At 67.9% G+C, this 18,018-nt stretch carries 19 protein-coding genes and 1 pseudogene; 10 read left to right on the forward strand and 10 right to left on the reverse strand.

Translation table 11 applies throughout. The features are described from left to right. The coding region (locus tag WB794_RS12950; protein WP_337336278.1) for a hypothetical protein at positions 1-196 on the reverse strand (196 nt) is incomplete at its 3' end. A gap of 246 nt (positions 197-442) precedes the next feature. On the opposite strand from WB794_RS12950, the gene WB794_RS12955 reads away from it, so the two are divergent. The 4 genes and pseudogenes from WB794_RS12955 to WB794_RS12970 all read left to right on the forward strand — a co-directional run. Continuing rightward, on the forward strand, positions 443-3,277 hold the full coding sequence (locus tag WB794_RS12955; protein ID WP_337336279.1) for an RHS repeat-associated core domain-containing protein: 2,835 nt from the start codon (positions 443-445) through the stop codon (positions 3,275-3,277). Then, complete coding sequence (locus WB794_RS12960; protein WP_337336280.1) at positions 3,277-3,768, forward strand: hypothetical protein; 492 nt, start codon at positions 3,277-3,279, stop codon at positions 3,766-3,768. Before WB794_RS12955 ends, WB794_RS12960 begins: the two co-directional genes overlap by 1 nt. Continuing rightward, positions 3,761-3,946, forward strand: a complete 186-nt coding sequence (locus tag WB794_RS12965; RefSeq protein ID WP_337336281.1) for a hypothetical protein — start codon at positions 3,761-3,763, stop codon at positions 3,944-3,946. Before WB794_RS12960 ends, WB794_RS12965 begins: the two co-directional genes overlap by 8 nt. Before the next feature lie 53 nt (positions 3,947-3,999). Beyond that, positions 4,000-4,449, forward strand: a pseudogene (locus tag WB794_RS12970) (transposase); the annotation flags it as partial. Positions 4,450-4,640: 191 nt separating this feature from the next. Here WB794_RS12970 and WB794_RS12975 read toward each other — a convergent pair. Beyond that, positions 4,641-5,219, reverse strand: a complete 579-nt coding sequence (locus WB794_RS12975; RefSeq protein ID WP_337336282.1) for a superoxide dismutase — start codon at positions 5,217-5,219, stop codon at positions 4,641-4,643. A 136-nt stretch (positions 5,220-5,355) separates the two neighbouring features. Here WB794_RS12975 and grxD point away from each other — a divergent pair, with 136 nt between their 5' ends. The 6 genes from grxD (at position 5,356) to WB794_RS13005 (ending at position 11,341) form a co-directional block, all read left to right on the forward strand. Further along, on the forward strand, positions 5,356-5,676 hold the full coding sequence (grxD, locus tag WB794_RS12980) for a Grx4 family monothiol glutaredoxin (RefSeq protein ID WP_337336283.1): 321 nt from the start codon (positions 5,356-5,358) through the stop codon (positions 5,674-5,676). Continuing rightward, positions 5,676-6,461, forward strand: a complete 786-nt coding sequence (locus WB794_RS12985) for an SDR family NAD(P)-dependent oxidoreductase (RefSeq protein ID WP_337336284.1) — start codon at positions 5,676-5,678, stop codon at positions 6,459-6,461. Before grxD ends, WB794_RS12985 begins: the two co-directional genes overlap by 1 nt. Before the next feature lie 67 nt (positions 6,462-6,528). Continuing rightward, positions 6,529-8,532 carry a M13 family metallopeptidase gene (locus WB794_RS12990; protein ID WP_337336285.1) on the forward strand — a complete coding sequence of 668 codons (2,004 nt, stop codon included), beginning with the start codon at positions 6,529-6,531 and terminating at the stop codon, positions 8,530-8,532. Positions 8,533-8,563: 31 nt separating this feature from the next. After that, entirely contained in the window at positions 8,564-9,124 is a 561-nt protein-coding gene (locus WB794_RS12995) for a nucleoside deaminase (protein WP_337336286.1), read from the forward strand. A 3-nt stretch (positions 9,125-9,127) separates the two neighbouring features. Continuing rightward, complete coding sequence (gene rlmM / locus WB794_RS13000; protein ID WP_337336287.1) at positions 9,128-10,186, forward strand: 23S rRNA (cytidine(2498)-2'-O)-methyltransferase RlmM; 1,059 nt, start codon at positions 9,128-9,130, stop codon at positions 10,184-10,186. A gap of 165 nt (positions 10,187-10,351) precedes the next feature. Beyond that, positions 10,352-11,341: an LLM class flavin-dependent oxidoreductase gene (locus WB794_RS13005; RefSeq protein ID WP_337336288.1), complete on the forward strand. Its 990-nt coding sequence runs from the start codon at positions 10,352-10,354 to the stop codon at positions 11,339-11,341. Positions 11,342-11,391: 50 nt separating this feature from the next. On the opposite strand, the gene WB794_RS13010 is transcribed toward WB794_RS13005, so the two are convergent. The 8 genes from WB794_RS13010 to WB794_RS13045 form a co-directional block, all read right to left on the reverse strand. After that, on the reverse strand, positions 11,392-11,745 hold the full coding sequence (locus WB794_RS13010; RefSeq protein WP_337336289.1) for a histidine triad nucleotide-binding protein: 354 nt from the start codon (positions 11,743-11,745) through the stop codon (positions 11,392-11,394). Positions 11,746-11,768: 23 nt separating this feature from the next. Next, positions 11,769-12,368 carry a recombination mediator RecR gene (gene recR / locus WB794_RS13015; protein ID WP_337336290.1) on the reverse strand — a complete coding sequence of 200 codons (600 nt, stop codon included), beginning with the start codon at positions 12,366-12,368 and terminating at the stop codon, positions 11,769-11,771. 16 nt (positions 12,369-12,384) lie between these two features. Beyond that, complete coding sequence (locus WB794_RS13020; RefSeq protein ID WP_337336291.1) at positions 12,385-12,714, reverse strand: YbaB/EbfC family nucleoid-associated protein; 330 nt, start codon at positions 12,712-12,714, stop codon at positions 12,385-12,387. A 79-nt stretch (positions 12,715-12,793) separates the two neighbouring features. Next, positions 12,794-14,461 (reverse strand): DNA polymerase III subunit gamma/tau, encoded by a 1,668-nt coding sequence (gene dnaX / locus WB794_RS13025; RefSeq protein WP_337336292.1) that lies wholly within the window; start codon positions 14,459-14,461, stop codon positions 12,794-12,796. 78 nt (positions 14,462-14,539) lie between these two features. Continuing rightward, entirely contained in the window at positions 14,540-14,791 is a 252-nt protein-coding gene (locus WB794_RS13030) for a putative signal transducing protein (RefSeq protein WP_337336293.1), read from the reverse strand. Positions 14,792-14,861: 70 nt separating this feature from the next. Then, positions 14,862-15,515: a glycerol-3-phosphate 1-O-acyltransferase PlsY gene (gene plsY, locus WB794_RS13035; protein ID WP_337336294.1), complete on the reverse strand. Its 654-nt coding sequence runs from the start codon at positions 15,513-15,515 to the stop codon at positions 14,862-14,864. A gap of 5 nt (positions 15,516-15,520) precedes the next feature. After that, complete coding sequence (locus WB794_RS13040; protein ID WP_337336295.1) at positions 15,521-17,353, reverse strand: DegV family protein; 1,833 nt, start codon at positions 17,351-17,353, stop codon at positions 15,521-15,523. A 153-nt stretch (positions 17,354-17,506) separates the two neighbouring features. Then, a partial coding sequence (locus WB794_RS13045) for a hypothetical protein (RefSeq protein WP_337336296.1) occupies positions 17,507-18,018 on the reverse strand: 512 nt, incomplete at its 5' end.

Here is an 18,018-nt window from a genome sequence, read left to right on the forward strand (position 1 = left end):
TGCGGGTGTTCAACGACCTGAAGACCCGCGGCGTGGACGACATCCTGATCGGCGTGGCCGATGGCCTGAAGGGCTTCACCGCCCTCTGATCAGCGAATACACGATTCGCCAGAACGCGCAATTCAGCCGCACCCACAGCCTGTTCAATTCCTTCGCCCAGCCGCTTCGAGTCAGGCGCGAAAGCACTCTCGGTCATCAGGTCACCGAGGATTACACCTACGAGAACAACCTGAGCAAATGGGTGCTCGGCCAGGTGAAAACCGTCTCCTGCGTCAGCTCGTCGCGTCCGGGCTGCAGCGCCTCGCCGCTGCTGCGTGAAACCATTTACGATTCCGTCCATGCTCTACCTCAGACCGAAAGGCGATTCGGCCAGACCCTGCAAACGCTTACCTGGAACACAACTGCTGCCGTCTCGAGCGGCCAGCGCGGCACTCTAGACGCGGTGACAGACGGCCGCGGCTACGCCACTACGCTTTCAAACTGGTACCGCGGGGTGCCGCGCACCATCAAGTACCCCGCCACGCCCGAGGCACCGGGCGGAGCCATCCGTACTGCCGTCGTGAATTTCCTCGGCGAGATCACCCAGGTCACCGACGAACTGGGCTACGCCACCGGCTACAGCTACGACGCGATGGGCCGGCTCGCCGGTATTACCTACCCGAGTGGTGACAGCACTGTCTGGTCGAGCACTTCCCGGAACTTCGTCAAGGTGAACGTCACCGAATTCGGCATCCCTGCCGGTCACTGGCGCTTGACCGAGAGCACCGGCAACCGCGTGAAGGAAACTTATTACGACGCCCTATGGCGCCCGCTGCTCACGCGCGAGCGCGATGCCGCCAACAGCGCCACCACGCGCTACGTCAAGCGCAGCTACGACGCCTGGGGCCGTGAGATCTTCGTCTCCTACCCCAGCGCCAGCAGCTTTCCCGGCACCGGCATCTGGACCGGCTACGACGCCCTCGGGCGCCCGACCTCGGTCTCGCAGGACAGCGAGCAGGGCCTTCTGACCACCACCACGCAGTATCTGCCCGGCTTCCGCACCCAGGTCACCAACCCGCGCGGCTACCAGACCAACACCTGGTACCAGGGCTTCGATCAGCCCACCTTCGATGTCCCCACAAGCATTTCAGAGCCGGGTGGCGTCACCACCACGATCAACCGTGATGCATTCGGCAAGCCCCTGTCGGTCACCCGCTCCGGCTACTGGAACAGCACCTGGCAGTCGCTCACCCGCCACTTCGTCTACAACCCCCAGCAGCGCCTGTGCAAGCGCGTTGATCCCGAGTCGGGTGCCACGCTGCTGGATTACGACGCCGCCGGCAACCTTCTGTGGACCGCGCGCAGCACCAGTCTCACCAGCACCGCCGACTGTCAGATCGGCTCGGTAGGCGCGAGCATCAAGAGCCAGCGCGGCTACGACGCGCGCAGCCGCCTGTCCTGGATCAGCCACCCGGCAGGCACCGCCAACGAGAGCTTCACCTACTACGCCGACGGCGCACTCAACACCGCCAGCAACGCCGACGGCGGCACCTGGACTTACGCTTACAACAAGCGTCGCCTGCCCACTTCCGAATCACTGGCGCTGGGCGGGCGCACATTTGCCATCGGCTACGGCTACACCGGCCTGGGCGACGTGTCCACGCTCACCTACCCCAGCGGCCTGAGCGTGAGCTTCGCCCCCAACGCCCTGGGCCAGCCAAGGCAGGCCGGCACCTACGCCAGCACGGCCACCTATCACCCCAATGGCAGCTTGGCCGGCTTCACCTACGGCAACGGCCTCACCCACAGCCGCAGCCTCAACGCGCGCGGCCTGCCGCAGCGCATCCGCGACCACAGCGGGGTCGCCTCGCGGCTGGACTACAGCTACGGCTACGACAGGCACGGCAACGTCACCTCCATCCTCGACGGCGTGAACGCCAACGAGAACCGCAGCCTGCAATACGACGCGCGTGATCGCCCGATCAGCGCCACCGCGCCCAACATCTACGGCGAGGAGATCTACGACTACGACGCGCTCGACAACGTGCGCCGCGTGGCCGGCTATCCCAACGGCCTGGGCGGCTACGTGCAGGACCACCGCTACCAGTACGACGCCAGCCAGCGCCTGTATCGCATCGACAACGAACTGGGCGCGCAGCAGTGGGGCTTTGCCGGCAATGGCTTTGGCGAAACCCACACCCGCACCGGGCACGGGCAGAGCTGGAACTACCAGTGGAACGCCGCCGGTCGCATGACCCGCGCCACCCGCTACTACGCCGGCAGCACCTGGGAGAACTACGCCTACGACACCCACGGCCACCGCACGCGCTCGACCAGAAACACCGGCAGCACGCGGTACCAGGTGTACAGCCGCGCCGGCCAGCTGCTGTACACAGAGGACAGCCGCGACAACCAGCGCATCGACTACATCCACCTCGGAAACAAGCTCGTCGCCCAGCGCAGCCGCCCGCTGGCCGGCAGCACCGTCACGACCACCTGGCACCACACCGACCATATCGGCAGCGCCAACGTCGAGACCAACGCCGCCGGCGTCCAGACCCAGCGCACCGTGCGCATGCCCTACGGCGCGCCCTACAGCGGCGTCTACCGCGAAGGCCCGGGGTTTGCCGGCCACGTGACCGACACGCAGACCAACCTGACCTACATGCAGCAGCGCTACTATGACCCGATCGCGCAGCGCTTCCTGAGCCCCGACCCGGTGGACGTGAATCCCGCCAACGGGAGCAACTTCAATCGGTATTGGTATGCGAATAATAATCCGTATAGGTTTGTGGATCCGGATGGGCGGTTCGGGGAAGGGGCGGCTGAAAGGTTCACTGACTCTTACGGAAGCTGGACCGCTGAAGAACGCGCACCCTTTGAAGCAGTAGCCGTTCCTGCCGCTATCGTGGCCATTGCTCTAACTCCTGTTGTTGGTCCTGAGTTGGCTTTGGGTGCTCGTGTTGTTTTGAGAAATTCAGAGCGCCCTACAGTTGCAGGCGTACGAGTAGGTAAGACGCCATCTGAAACTCGTGCCGCCCTTGAGAAGGCCGGTCATGAAGGCAGGCCGATTTCAAACCCCTCAGGCACCGAGACCGGAACTTTACACAATGTGCCAAACATGAAAATGGACGTGCGAGTAATGAATGGCGGACCAAAGCATGGACCAAGAGTAGTAACAGCTGTGCAAGGAACAAGACAGCCGGCAAACCCAGTTGACGGCAAGAATATGGGAAATATCACTAAGGTCAAGCAGTTAGAAAAAAACCACATCCCACTTAAGCCGGACAAGTTTTGATGATTAGCAAAATAGTTGCCACAGAAAATGCGCAAGCCGCGTTGAAGGGCATAATGATCGGCGCATATCTCGATGAGATTCGCGCGCACAGCATTCAAGCCACTTTAAGGTTTTTCAGTGACCAGGTTTGCGCGGGAAAGCGCGTAACGGTTGATCTTGTTCTAACCTGTGAAGCTCGTGTGATTTCGAATAATTTATCCGTTGGCGATGGTGAAGAAGATTTTTTTTCGGAGCGAGCACGCTTCTTGTCCCGGGCCTATGGCCTAATCGGAAAAGAAATAGTTGACATCAACTTGCAGGACAACGGCGCACTTACTATCAAAACTGAAACATCGTCAATCTTATTGTGGTTATCTAGCGATGATTTAGGAGACGATGATTGGGTGTGGAAGGTTGAGCATGAGGAGGATACCAATTTGGTGACAGGAGGAGCCAATCCCATTTATTGCATGCCCGAGGGTGACGGTGTGCATTTCTATTTTGGTGGCTAACCCGTCGGTTAACAGGCCAGGTTCACTTCCTGAAAGCCATCGCGCACACGGCGAGGAGATCTACGACTACGACGCGCTCGACAACGTGCGCCGCGTGGCCGGCTATCCCAACGGCCTGGGCGGCTACGTGCAGGACCACCGCTACCAGTACGACGCCAAGCAGGAGTCTATAAATTGAACTGTGTATCTGCCTCCTGATAAACAGCCAAGAAGGCAGAGGAGAGCAGGCACATGGAACTGAGCAAGGCGACGTTGGATGAGTTGACGGCGGACTGCAGGACGCCGGGAGACGTGGAGAAGCTGTTTTCGCAGATGTTGCAGCACATGATCAACCGCTCGCTGGAAGCGGAGATGCAGGCGCACGTGGGTCATGCGCCGCATGGTCGCAGCAGCGGCAATGCGCGCAACGGCAAGAGCCGCAAGACGGTGCGCAGCACGCTGGGCGAGCTGCAGGTCGAGACGCCACGCGACCGCGACGGCAGCTTCGAGCCGCAGTTGGTGAAGAAGCGGCAAGTGCGGTTGGCCGGGATGGAGGAGAAGATTCTGGCGCTGTACGCCCGCGGCATGACCACGCGCGGCATCGAGACCGCGCTGGTGGACTTGTACGGGGTGGAGATTTCCCACGCGCTGATCGCGCAGGCGACCGACGCGGTACTGGACCAGGCGCGGGCGTGGCCGAGCGGGTGACCCGCTCCATCGCCTTCGGCGCGCTCGTGCGTCTGGTGCTGGTGGCCGCCAGGCGGCTGGACGCCGACAGCGGCACCGATCGCATGCTGGCGCGCGCCGAAGGCGATGCCGCCGAACCGGCCGGCCCACCGCAACGCCGCGCGGCGGGCCGGGCCCCGCGCGCGGGGCCCGGCGGCGTACGCGGATTACTTCAGGCGACCGGCCACGAACTCCCAGTTCACCAGGTTCCAGAAGTGCTCCAGGTACTTGGGGCGGGCGTTGCGGTAGTCGATGTAGTAGGCGTGCTCCCATACGTCGCAGGTCAGGAGCGGGGTGTCGTCGCCGGTGATCGGGGTACCGGCGTTGGAGGTGCTGACCAGGCCGAGCGAGCCGTCGGGGCGCTGCACCAGCCAGCCCCAGCCTGAACCGAAGGTACCGATCGACAGCTTGGTGAACTCTTCCCTGAACGCATCGAACGAGCCGAAGGCCTTGGCGATGGCCTCACCCAGCTTGCCGTTGGGCGCGCCGCCGCCGTTGGGCGAAAGGCACTGCCAGTAAAAGTTGTGGTTCCAGACCTGGGCGGCGTTGTTGAACATGCCGCCCTGCGCCTTGCGCACAATGGCCTCCAGACTGGCGTCTTCCAGCTCGGTGCCCTTGATCTGGTTGTTCAGGTTGGTGACGTAGGCCTGATGGTGCTTGCCGTAGTGGAAGTCGATCGTCTCGGCGGAAATGTGCGGCTCCAGCGCCTCGCGCGCATACGGCAACGGGGGAAGTTCGATGGCCATGGTGGCTCTCCTTGGGTTCGGGTGTGGACGGAACGCGCGCACGGGGTGCGGCGACAACGGCTACAATTCTAGCCCACTCCATGTCCGGCCCAATGCCGGCATCTTCCCATCCCTTTCGGAAACTCATTGGAGCACGATGAGCGCCACCCAACGCATCCGCGCGCAGCTCGCCGCCCATCCGGTCGTGCTGTTCATGAAGGGCACCCCGGAATACCCGATGTGCGGCTGTTCCGAGCGCGCCGTGCGCGCGCTGGAGACCTGCGGAACGCCCTTCCACGCGGTCAACATCCTCGCCGACCCCGAGATCCGCGCGCAGCTGCCGCGTCATTCCAACTGGCCCACCTTCCCGCAGCTGTTCATCGGCGGGGAGCTGATCGGCGGTAGCGACATCACGGTGGAACTGCACCAGCAGGGTGAGCTTCAGCAGATGGTGGCCGAAGCGGTGAAGGAGGCGTGATGGCGGCAAATGACGGTGCCGCATCACCGCCGCTGGCCAACCGCGTCATCCTGATCACGGGTGCCAACGGCGGCCTCGGCGAGGCGGTGGCGCGCGCCAGCGCCGCAGCCGGGGCGAACGTGGTGCTGCTCGGCCGGCGCGTGCCCAGACTCACCCGTCTGCATGATGAACTGGAGGCGGCAGGCTGCCGCACGCCTTCGATCTACCCGATGGATCTTTCCGGAGCGGTGCCCGAGGACTACGACGTCCTGGCGCGCGCCATCGCCGACGAGTACGGCCGGCTGGATGGCATCGTGCACTGCGCGGCCGAACTCAAGGGCTTGTCCTCGCTTCAGAACCTGCCGCTGGAAGACTGGTTCACCGGCCTGCATGTGAACCTCACCGCGCCCTTTCTCCTCACCCGCGCCTGCCTGCCGCTCCTGCGCGAGCGCGAGGATGCCTGCGTCCTGTTCGCGCTGGACGATGCGCAGCGCACCGCACGCGCCTTCTGGGGCCCGTACGGCGTGGCAAAACACGCACTGCGCGGTCTGGTCTCGATCCTGGCCGATGAGCTGGAGAACTCGCCAATCCGCGTGCACGGCGTGGAACCCGGCCCGATGCGCAGCGCGCTGCGAGCGCGCGCGTTTTTCGCCGAGGACGCCTCCACCCTGCCCGATCCTTCGGCCTACGCCCGGGCCTGCGTGCAGCTTCTGGCCGGGACCGACCGCGCCGCGCCGCGCTTCGTCACGCTGCAGCCGCATTCGATCGCACCGCGCAGCCTTGGGCTGGCAACCTTCGCCGGCTGATCATCGCGGCTCCCGATGCACGGCCGCGACTCATCGCCTGTCCCGCTTCTCACCTGAATCTCCCGCCATGACCCGATCCTCGACGCTGACCTCGCTGGCCCTGCTCCTCGCTCTGGCGCTGCCGCCGGGCGCGCGGGCCGATGCCATGCTCGACCCGCGCGCCTTCGATACCGCCACGCCCGCCTGCGCCGACTTCTACCAGCACGCCAACGGCGGCTGGCTGCGCGACAACCCGGTGCCCGCTGGTTTCGCGAGCTGGGGCACCTTCGAGGAGGTCGGATTGCAGGGCCTGCAGCAGCAGCGCACCCTGCTGGAACAGGCGGCCACCAGCAGCGACCACGTCGAACGCCTGCTCGGCGATCTGTACGCCAGCGGCATGGACGAGGCCGCGGTGGAAGCCGCGGGTGCCGCGCCGCTGCAGCCGCTGCTGGCGCGCATCGACAGGATCGCCAAGACCCGCGACGTCGCGCCGGTGATCGCCGAACTGCACGCGCGCGGCATTCCGGTGCTGTTCGACTTCGGTGTCAACGATGACCTGAGGAATCCGGCCAAGCGCATCGCCTACGCCAATCAGGGCGGGCTGGGACTGGCGGACCGCGACTACTACCTGCGCGAAGATGCCGACACGCGCCTGCTGCTGACCGCCTATCTGGGCTACGTCGAGCGGCTTCTGACGCTCAGCGGCAGCCCCGCGCCGGCCGCCGATGCCGAAGCCGTGCTCGCCATCGAAAAGCGCCTCGCGGCAGCCTCGCTGACGCTCCTGCAGCTGCGCGATCCGGTGATTTCCTACCGCGTCGTGGCGATCCGCGAACTGGACAAGACCTATCCGGCGCTGGCCTGGTCGAAGTTCATCAGAACCCAGGGCCTGGCGAAGGACGCCACGATCTCGCTGGCGCACAGCGCCTTCTTCCGCGAGGCCAACGCCCTGGTCAGCGGCCTCTCGCCGGCGCAATGGCGTGCCTACCTGCGATTTCATGCGGCGCACGCGCTCGCGCCCTATCTCTCGCGCGGCTACCTCGACGCGCACGACGCCATGTACCTGCGCACCCTGCGCGGCTCGCAGGAGCCGATGCCGCGCTGGCGGCGCGTGCTGGGAACGGTCGACACGCTGATGGGTCCGGCGCTGGGTCAAAGCTACCTGCGCACGCACTTTCCGCCGGCTTCGCGCGAGGCGGCGGAAGCGCTGGTCGAGAACATCCGCCTCACCCTGCGCGGCCAGCTCGAGGACGCGAGCTGGCTGGGCACCCAGGCACGCGCGGCGGCGCTGGAGAAGATCGACTCGGTCGACGTCAAACTCGGCGGCCCCGAGGCGGAGTTCGGCTACGAGGGGCTCAAGCTCGACACCAAATCCTATGCCGGCAACGTGCTGGCGATCGCCGCCTGGCTGCATCGCCACCACATGGCCGCAGCCGACAAGGTGCGCGAGGAATGGCAGTGGCCGCAGCCGGCGCAGGCGGTCAACGTGTTCTACGATCCGGCGCGCAACCAGCTGGTGGTACCGGCCGGCCTGATGCAGCCGCCGATCTTCCAGGCCGGCGGCGATGCCGCGATCAACTACGGTGGCCTGGGCAGCATCGTGGCGCACGAACTGATGCGCGGCTTCGACGCCATCGGCAGCCGCTTCGATGCCCAGGGCCGCATCGCGCCGTGGTGGCAGGAGGCGGACAGCAACGCCTTCAACGCACGTTTCGAACCGCTGCGTTCCCAGTACGACGCCTATCCGGTACTGGGACAGGTCAAGGTCAACGGCCACCTCACCCTGCCCGAGAACATCGCCGACCTCGCCGGCGTCGAGATCGCGCGTGCCGCGCTCGACGCGCTCGGCCCGCTGCCCGCCGAAGGCACCCTCAGCGCGGCGCAGCGCTACTACCTCGCCCATGCGCGGCTGTGGCGTCGCAACTACCGCGACGAGGAGCTGCAGCTGCTCTCGCGCATCGACGTGCACGCCCCGGCGAAGTGGCGCGTCAACGGCCCGCTCGCCAACCTCATGCCCTTCGCCACGGCCTTCAGTTGCAAGGTCGGCAAGGATTCGATGATGCGCGCGGAAAAAGACCGCGTCACGGTGTTCTGATGCCCGCGCCGCACCTCCCAGGAACCACGCCATGCTGACCGCCAGCGCCCGCCTTGCCCTGCCCGACTGGATTCACGCCGAAGTCGATGCGGCTGCCCTCTACCCGACTGACGAGGCGCGCATGGCGCTGGCCGTGCGGCTGTCGGCGCTCAACGTCGAGCGCGGCACCGGCGGCCCGTTCGGCGCCGCGATCTTCGATGCGCAGGGCCGGCTGCTGTCGGTCGGCGTCAATCGCGTCGTGCCCGAATCCAGCTCCATCGCCCACGCCGAGATGATGGCCTACCTGCTCGCACAGGCCGCCACCGGCCGCGCGCGCCTCAACGACGGTCATCCGGGCATCACCCTGGCGGCCTCCGGACAGCCCTGCTGCATGTGCTACGGCGCGACCTTCTGGGCCGGCATCGACACCCTCCTGATCGCCGCCAGCGCCGCCGACGTGATGGAGCTGACCGAGTTCGACGAAGGCCCGCTGCCGGCCGACTGGCGCGGAGAGCTGCGGCAGCGCGGCATCACCGTGCGTGAAGGCATCGCGCGCGACGCCGCGTGCGCGGTGCTCGCGCAGTACGCGCGCGGCGGCGGCACGCACTACTGATCCATGGGCATCCTGATCCTCTGCCGCCCCGGCTTCGAGCCCGAAGCCGCGGCCGAAATCGCCGACTGGGCCGCCCGACATGAACTTGCCGGATATCCCCAGGCCACGCGTGGCGAAGGCTGGGTCCGATTCCACTTTTTCGATCCCGCACCGGACCACGCCCTGCCCGGCCCCCGGGACCTGATCTTCGCGCGCCAGCGCGTGCGGGTGATCGCCGACCTGCCCGACCTGCCGCGCGAGGATCGCCTCGCGCCGATGCTTGCCGCGCTGCGCGAGGCCGGAATCACCCGGCTGGGCGATCTGATCGTCGAACACCCCGATTCCGACGCGGCGCGCCCGCTGGCGGGGCTCGCGCGCAGCTTCGGCAACGCGCTGCGCCCGGCGCTGCGCCGCGAGGGCTGGCTGGCGGAATTGTCCGATCCGCGCCTGCCTTGCCTGCACGTCTGCTTCCTCTCCGGCACCCACGTCCTGCTCGGCCTGTCCGAACCGCGTGGCGTACGGCTGTGGCCGCAGGGCATCGCGCGGCTGCGGGTTCCGAAGGACGCACCGAGCCGCTCGGCCGCCAAGCTCGAGGAGGCGCTGGAAACCCTGATGAGCGCCGAGGAGCGCGCGCGCTGGTTGCAGCCCGGCATGACCGCCGCCGACCTCGGTGCCGCACCCGGCGGCTGGAGCTTCATCCTCGCGCGCCGCCATGTGCGCGTCATCGCGATCGACAACGGCCCGATCCAGCCGGCCCTGCTCGACACCGGCCTGGTCGAACACCTGCGCGCCGACGGCTTCACCTGGCAACCACCGCGCCCGCTCGACTGGATGGTCTGCGACATGGTGGAGCAGCCCCGTCGTGTCGCGGCGCGCATGGCCGACTGGTTCGTCCACGGCTGGTGCCGCCACGCCATCTTCAACCTCAAGCTGCCGATGAAGAAGCGCTGGGCCGAAGTACAGGCCAACCTCGGCGATTTCCACGCGCGCTGCGAAGCGGCGGACATCGCGGTACAAACCCGCGCCCGCCAGCTCTACCACGACCGCGAGGAAATCACCGTACTGGCCTGGACCGGGCGTTGAGGCACGCAAACGCCGGCGCGCATCGCTGCCGGACTTGAGATTCACCGTACCGGACCCGATCAAGAACACAGGCCCGCACGCGTGCCGCGGCGCTGGTTTCCACGATTCGATTTCCTGCCGTCCGGCGCCTGAACTGCCGCCAGACGCACCCCTTGTGAGGACAGCATGATTCCGTTTTCGATCCTGGACCTGGCGCCGATCCGCCAGGGCGGCACCGCCGCGCAGTCGTTCGCGGAAACCCGCGATCTGGCACAGTGGGCCGAGAGCCTGGGCTACCACCGCTACTGGCTGGCCGAGCACCACAACATGACCGGCATCGCCAGCGCCGCGACCTCGGTGCTGATCGGCCATGTCGCCGGTGCCACCTCGCGCATCCGGGTCGGCGCCGGCGGCGTGATGCTGCCCAACCATGCGCCGCTGGTGATCGCCGAACAGTTCGGCACACTGGCTTCGCTGTATCCGGACCGGATCGATCTCGGCCTTGGCCGCGCGCCGGGCACCGACCAGCGCACCGCACATGCCCTGCGCCGCAATCTGACCGGTGATGTCGACGGTTTCCCCGATGATGTCAACGAGTTGATCGGCTATTTCGCCCCGGCGCGTCCGGGCCAGGCAGTGCAGGCGGTGCCGGGTGCCGGCCTGGATGTGGCGGTCTGGATCTTGGGCTCGAGCCTCTATGGCGCACAGCTGGCGGCGATGATGGGCCTGCCCTACTCCTTCGCCTCGCATTTCGCGCCGGCGCAGCTGGATGCCGCGCTTTCCACCTATCGCCGCCTGTTCCGCGCTTCGGCGCGGCTGGACAAGTCCCGCGCGATGGTCGCGGCAAACGTGATCCTGGCCGACGACGGCGACGAGGCGCGGCTGGCGGCAACCTCGCAGCAGCAGCAGTTCGTGCAGCTGATCCGCAACCAGCCCGGCCAGCTGCCGCCGCCGCGGGCGGACATGGAAAGCTTCTGGTCGCCGGCCGAACGCGCGCACGTGGAAAAAACCCTGTCGGTCAGCTTCGTCGGCTCACCGGCCGAGGTCGAGCCGCAGCTGCGGGCGTTCATTCAAAGCACCGGCGCCGACGAGCTGATCGTCAACTGCCACGTCCACGACCACCGCGTACGCCGCCGTTCACTGGAGCTGCTTGCGCAGCTGCGCGAGCGGGTTTGAGGCGATCGTCGGCGCATCCGGTCTGCGGGCACGAATCGCGAGCGTCGCGATCAGCCCGGTGGCCACACCATCTGGCGACCGGCGAGGAGGTGCAGGTGGATGTGGTAGACGGTCTGGCCGCCCCAGGCGTTGCAGTTCATCACCACGCGGTAGCCTTCTTCGGCAAAGCCGTGTTCGCGGGCGTAACCGGCGGCCGCGAGCATCAGCTGCCCCAGCAGTTCGGCCTGGTCGGGGGTGGCGTCGTTGAGCGTGGGAATGTAGCGCTTGGGGATGAACAGGATGTGGGTCGGTGCTTTGGGATCGATGTCGTGGAACCCCAGCACGCGCTCGTCTTCGTAGACGATTTTCGCCGGGATTTCGCGCCGGATGATCTTGCCGAAGAGGGTGTCGTTGGGTTGGGTCATGGGGTCCTCCGAAAGGTTGTGGCTCAACCCGCATCCTGCCTCGCCCCGAAGGCGTGTGCCAAGGTGCCGCGGTCGATGTATTCCAGCTCGCCACCCAGCGGCACGCCGTGCGCAAGGCGGCTGGGGCGCACGCCGTGCTGGCGCGCGAGCTGGGCGAGATAGTGGGCGGTGGCCTCGCCTTCGACGGTGGGATTGGTGGCGATGATCAGCTCGCGCACCTCGCCTTCGGCCAGACGCTCGGTGAGCAGGTCCAGACCCAGTTCGCGCGGACCCAGTCCGTCGAGCGGTGACAGCCGGCCCTGCAGCACGAAATAGCGGCCGCGGTAGCCGGTGGCCTGTTCGATCGCCACCTGGTCGGCCGGCATCTCCACCACGCACAGCAGCGAAGCATCGCGGCTGGCATTGGTGCACACGCTGCACAGCTCGGTATCGCTGAAGTTGCGGCAGCGCGCGCAGTTGCCGATGCCGTCCATGGCCTCGGCCAATCGCTGCGCCAGCCGACGGCCGCCGTCGCGGTTGCGCTCCAGGAGGTGATGAGCCATACGCTGGGCGGTGCGCGCGCCCACGCCGGGCAGGCAGCGCAACGCCTCGATCAGCTCTTCGAGCCGGCGGGAGGAGCTCACCGAAGCGACCGCAGGCTCAAAACAGCCCGGGAATCTTCATGCCCGGCGGCAGCGGCAAACCCGCCGTGGCTCCGGCCATGCGCCTGCCGCTTTCCTCGTTGACCTTGTTGACGGCATCGTTGATGGCTGCCGCGATCAGGTCTTCGAGCATTTCGACATCGTCGCCGACGGCGCTCTGGTCGATGCGTACGCGGCGCGCTTCCATCTTGCCGGTAAGGGTGACCTGCACCATGCCGCCACCGGACTGACCGGTGACTTCAAGCTGGGCCAGTTCTTCCTGCGCCTTCTGCAGGTTTTCCTGCATGCGCTGGGCCTGCTGCATCAGGTTGCCGAGTTGTCCACGCATTGCGCGTCTCCTATGGGATGAAAGGTGAAAGGCCCTGCCGCTCGCGGTCGCGATGGCCGGCGTGCGGGGACGCAGCCGGTCAGCCGCCCGGCGCACGCGGGCGGATCGATTCCTCGCGGACCTTGCCGCCCTCGCCCACCAGGTCGCGCACCAGCGGATGGGCGGAAAACTCCTCGCGCGCGGAGGCTTCGAGCGCATGGTTCCGGCTGCGGCGGCGATCGGCCAGCGTTTCCACCGGTGCGCTGCCCGCCTTGGCCACGAACTCCAGCCGCGGCGCGGTGCCGAGCACCTGACCCAGGGCTTCGCTGAGCTGGCCGAGGGTGACGGGCGACTTCAGGTAATCGACGCTGGCCGGCAGGTGCACGCGAATGCGCCCATCGTCCGCGCCGACGAACTGCAGGTTGGCCCCCAGCTCGCGCGCGGGGCCGGAAATGCCGCAGGCCTGCAGCGCCGCCAGCCAGCTGTCGTTGTCGGTTACCGGCTGCGCCGCGGCGGCCCGCGATACCGACGGGGCCGCTGCCGCGGGCGCAGGAGGCGGAGCGGCCGCTTGCGATGGTGGAGGCGCGGGTATCGGGCTTTCCTGCACGCGCGGCGCGGTGCGCGCAGGCGCGGCGGGAACCTGCGCTGGCGCGTACGGCCGCGCGGGTGTCGCGCCCTCTTCCGCATCGCCCATCGGCTGGAAGGCGAGCATGCGCAGCAGGCTCATCTCGAAGCCGACCTGCGGGCTGGGAGCAAAGTCGATGTCGCGGCGGCCGTTGACCGCCATCTGGTACCAGAGCTGCACGATCTCCGGCGAAAGCCGCGCCGCCAGCGCGGCCACATCCACGCCTTCGGCTTCGGCCTCGACGCCGGGCACGAGCTGGCGAATCTGGACGCGGTGCAGCGCGTGCGCAAGCGCATCGAGCACGGCACCGAAATCCGGAGAAAATCCCGCCACGTCGGCGGCGACCTGCATCAGGCGCGTACCGTCCGCCTCGGCCAGGGCGTCGAGCAGGCCGGCGATCCGGCTGCGGTCCACGGTGCCGAGCATGGCGCGCACGGCGGCGTCGGTGAGCCCGCCGCCGGTGAAGGCCAGCGCCTGATCCAGCAGGGACAATCCATCGCGCAGGCTGCCGTCGGCCGCGTGTGCAAGCTGGGCGATGGCACCCTCTTCGGCCGCAACGCCTTCGGCCGTCAGGATGTGGCGTATCTGGCCTGCGATCTGTTCTTCGCTGAGGCGGCGCAGGTGGAACTGCAGGCAGCGGCTGAGCACCGTGGGCAGGAGCTTCTGCGGGTCGGTGGTGGCGAGCAGGAACTTGACGTGCTCGGGCGGTTCTTCCAGCGTCTTCAGGAGCGCGTTGAAGGCGTTTTTCGACAGCATGTGCACCTCGTCGATGAGGTACACCTTGTAGCGGCCGCGGGTGGGCAGGTACTGCGCGTTCTCGATCACCTCGCGCACGTCGTCCACACCGGTGTTGGAGGCCGCGTCGATCTCCAGCAGGTCCACGAAGCGGCCCTCGTCCACCGCCACGCACACCTCGCACTCGCCGCAGGGCTCGGCACCCACGCCGCGCGCGCAGTTGAGGCTCTTGGCAAAGATGCGCGCGATCGTGGTCTTGCCCACCCCGCGCGTGCCGGTGAACAGGAAAGCGTGGTGAACGCGACCGGTTTCCAGCGCGTTGGACAGCGCGCGCACGACGTGCTCCTGGCCCACCAGCTCGGAAAAGCGCCGGGGCCGCCATTTGCGGGCGAGGACGAGATAAGACATGGATTCAGCCGTGGGGCAGCAGGTGGGCATTGTGCCAACACGCCCGGATGCGGCCAAGCGCGGCGCGGCGGATCGCGTTCACGCCAGGAAGCTTCCGTCGGCACCCTGGGGCGCATCGTCGATCGGCGTGGCGTGGTTCCAGTCCTCGATCACGCCGCGCGCCTGCTCGGCATCCTCGTCGGCCACCATCACCGCGAGCAAGCCGATGGCGGGCAGTTCGCCGATCGCGCCGACCAGATGCTCGCCGCGCACCCAGGATTCGATCCCGGCCTGGGCCAGCAGACCCTTGACCAGGTGCGCTTCGATCAGATTTCCAGGTTCGTATGCCACCTGCACCGCGTCATCTCCCAGGGCGGGTCGCGCCCCGCTGTCTTGATACGCCAAGGATAGCGACCCCGGCTCAGCGCTGCGCGCGCCGCAGCCGCGCGAACAGCCGCGCCTTCTCGAAGCGGTACTCGGTGCCGGCGCACAGGCGGCGCAGGTTGTCCCGATGGGTGAACGCGATGAAGCCCGATGCGATCAGCGCAAGCGTCAGCCGCCCGGCAAGTCCGATTTCCGGCCCCAGCAGCGCCAGCGGCACCAGCGCGGCAGCCGCCAGCACGGTGGACAGCCCGACGTAGCCGGTCGAAAACAGCACCAGCAGCCAAACCGCCACCACGCCGACCGCCGCCACCGGCCAGACTACCGCCAGCGCGCCGATCAGGGTTCCCGCGCCCTTGCCGCCGCGAAACCCGAAGAACACCGGCCAGACGTGGCCCGCGGCAGCCGCCATGCCGCAGGCTGCCTGCAGCGGCCAGACCAGCGCGGATTCGAGCGGCACGGCCAGCGGCAGCAGCGCCGCCAGCACGCCCTTGCCCACGTCGATGGCCACCACGCCCAGCGCAAAACGCCAGCCGCGCGTGCGCAGGGCATTGGTGCCGCCGGCGTTGCCGCTGCCGCTCTTGCGGATGTCGACGCCGATGAGCCGGCCGAGGATCAGGCTGCCCGAAAGCGAGCCCAGGAGATACGCCGCCAACAGCAGACCGGCACCGAGTACAGGCGCGGAAACGGCCACGGGATTCAGCGGCCGGCTGCTGGTGGATGCAGCGCGGCCTGAAGCCCGACCACCAGCGTTCCCGGCCCGGCATGGGCACCGATGGCAGGCCCCGTTTCCGTTATCCAGCAATCACTTGTCGGCAATAGTTCACGCAGTGCTGCAAGTAGCTGCGCCGCATCGTCGCGCGCATCGCAGTGGCCCACCATGATCCGCCAGCCCGCAGCGGAGGGAAGCCGCCGCGCGATGTAGCGGGCCAAACGCTGCGGCACGCGCCGCGATCCCAGCAGCGCGCCGGCGACGCGCAGGTTGCCGTCCGGCCGCGTGCGCGCGATCGCGGTCAGGCCGAGGAATCGCGCCACCGGCTCGACCCGGCGCGGGATGCGCCCGCCGCGAACCGCATGGCTGATGTCGCGCGCCGCCGCAAACAGGAAGGTGTGCGGGATCAGCGCATCCACCCGGGCGCAGACCGCCTCTACGTCGCCGCCCCCGGCCGCACATTCGGCGGCAGCGATGGCCAGCAGGGCCTGGGCGCACGACGCCTGCCGGCTGTCGATCACCCGCACCTGCCCCGACTCGCAGCGCGCGGCGGCGGTTTCGGCCGACTGCAGCGTGCCGCTGAGCGGGCGCGACAGCCCGACATAGACCACGTGGCGCGCATGCGACAGGGACAGCTCGAACTGGCGGCGGAAATCGCCGGGCGGCGGCTGCGAGGTTTGCGGCAGGGTAGCGGCCTGGCGCAGGCGCCGGTGGAACTCGGCGGTGCTGATGGACACGCGATCGAGGAAGTCCTCGGTCCCGAAGCTCACCCGCACCGGCACCAGTTCCAGCGGCAGGCTTTCCAGAAGATCGGCCGGCAAGTCGGAGGCCGAGTCGGTCACGACGGTCACCTCTCCGGCGCGCTGCGCGGCGCGGTGCTGGGCGCACATGTTTTCGGCCTTGCGCGCGCTCAGCGCGCCGAAGCGCCCGACCGCTTCGAACAGCAGCGCCGGATCGGCCACGTGGGCATGCACGCGCAGCCGCTGCGCGGTGCCCGCCACCACCACGCTGTCGGCCCCGAGCGCGTCCAGCGCGGCGCGCAGCCCGGCCTGGTCGATCGCGTCGGCCGCAACCAGGCATTCACTGCACCAGGGCCGCGAAGCGTCGGCTTCCTCGTGCCAGTGCAGCGCCGCCGATTCCACGGATCCGCCGGTGCCCTGCGCCGACACCACCTGCAGCCGGCGGGTGAGGAAATAGCCGTGCATGCCTTCGATGAAGTCCACGAATCCCTGAGCGCCGGCATCCACCACGCCGGCCTGGCGCAGCACCGCAAGCTGCCGCGGCGTATCGGCCAGCGCGTCCCGTGCGCGTGCCACCGCGCTGCCGAACCAGTGGCCGAAATCCGCGTGCGGCATCCGCAGCGCGTCGGCGAAGGCCTGGATCACGCTCAGGATCGTGCCCTCGCGCGGCTGCGACAGCGCGCCGCGCGCCTGTCGCGAGCCGGCGTCCACCGCCTCGGCGATGGCTTCGCGCGTCAACAGCGGGGCATCGCCCACGGTCTGGCTGGCCCCGCAGAAAAATTGCGCGAGGATCGCGCCGGAATTGCCGCGCGCGCCTTCGATGGCGTCTTCGGCCACCGCGCGCAGCAGCGCTCCGGCCGAGGTCGCACGCTGGCTGAGGCTCCCCGCAAGGACCGAGCCGACGGTGAACGCAAGGTTGCTTCCGGTATCACCGTCGGGCACCGGAAACACGTTGATCCTGTTGAGGTGCTCGCGCCGCGAGACCAGCTGATGCATGCCGGCCGCGAGCGCCTGACGCAGCGCCGGCGCGGAAATCCGCGCCGGCCGGACAACGGAAACATCGGAAGGAATGGCTACCATGCGCCGCAGTCTGCCAGAGCAGGTCGGGCAAGGAATGCTGCGCTGCAGCGGTTGGCGTGACGCGCCTCACAGACTGCATCGCAATGCGCCTTGAGCGCGCACTCCGGGGGCGATCATCGGGGCGGCGAAGGCTCCGCCGCCCCGATGTGGTGCTTACGGCGTGGCTTCAAACCCGTCCGCGAAGATCGCCGGACCCTGTGCGGCGCAGCTCACGTCGACGTTGGTGACCGCCGCATAAGCCATCGTGCCGCTGCCGTTGGCCACCGTGCAGGCCACGCCGGACGGCTGGGACTGGATCGTGACCTCGTAGGCGAAGCCGGTCGGAACGCCGGGAACGAAGGCATAGGTGCCGTTGGCGACGATCGTCCGGGTGGTGCCGTTATTGAGCGCCAGCACCAGTCCCGGCACCGTCAGCCCGCTCACCTGCCCGCCCACCGGATAGGACTGCGGCGGGATGTCCGCACAGGTCACATCGACATTGGTCACGTTGGCACCGGCCACCGTGCCGCTGCCGTTGGCCACCGAGCAGGTCTGGCCGACGGGCGCGGCGCTCACCGTCACCGTATAGGCCGTGCCGCTCGGCAGGCCGCCCGGGAAGGTGTAGGCCCCGTCGCCGGCGATGGCGAAGTCCGCGCCGCCGTTGAGCTTGAGCGCCAGGCCCGCGC

Origin of the sequence: Denitratimonas tolerans, assembly GCF_037203605.1 — a bacterium.
Classification (GTDB): Bacteria; Pseudomonadota; Gammaproteobacteria; order Xanthomonadales; family Xanthomonadaceae; genus Denitratimonas; species Denitratimonas tolerans.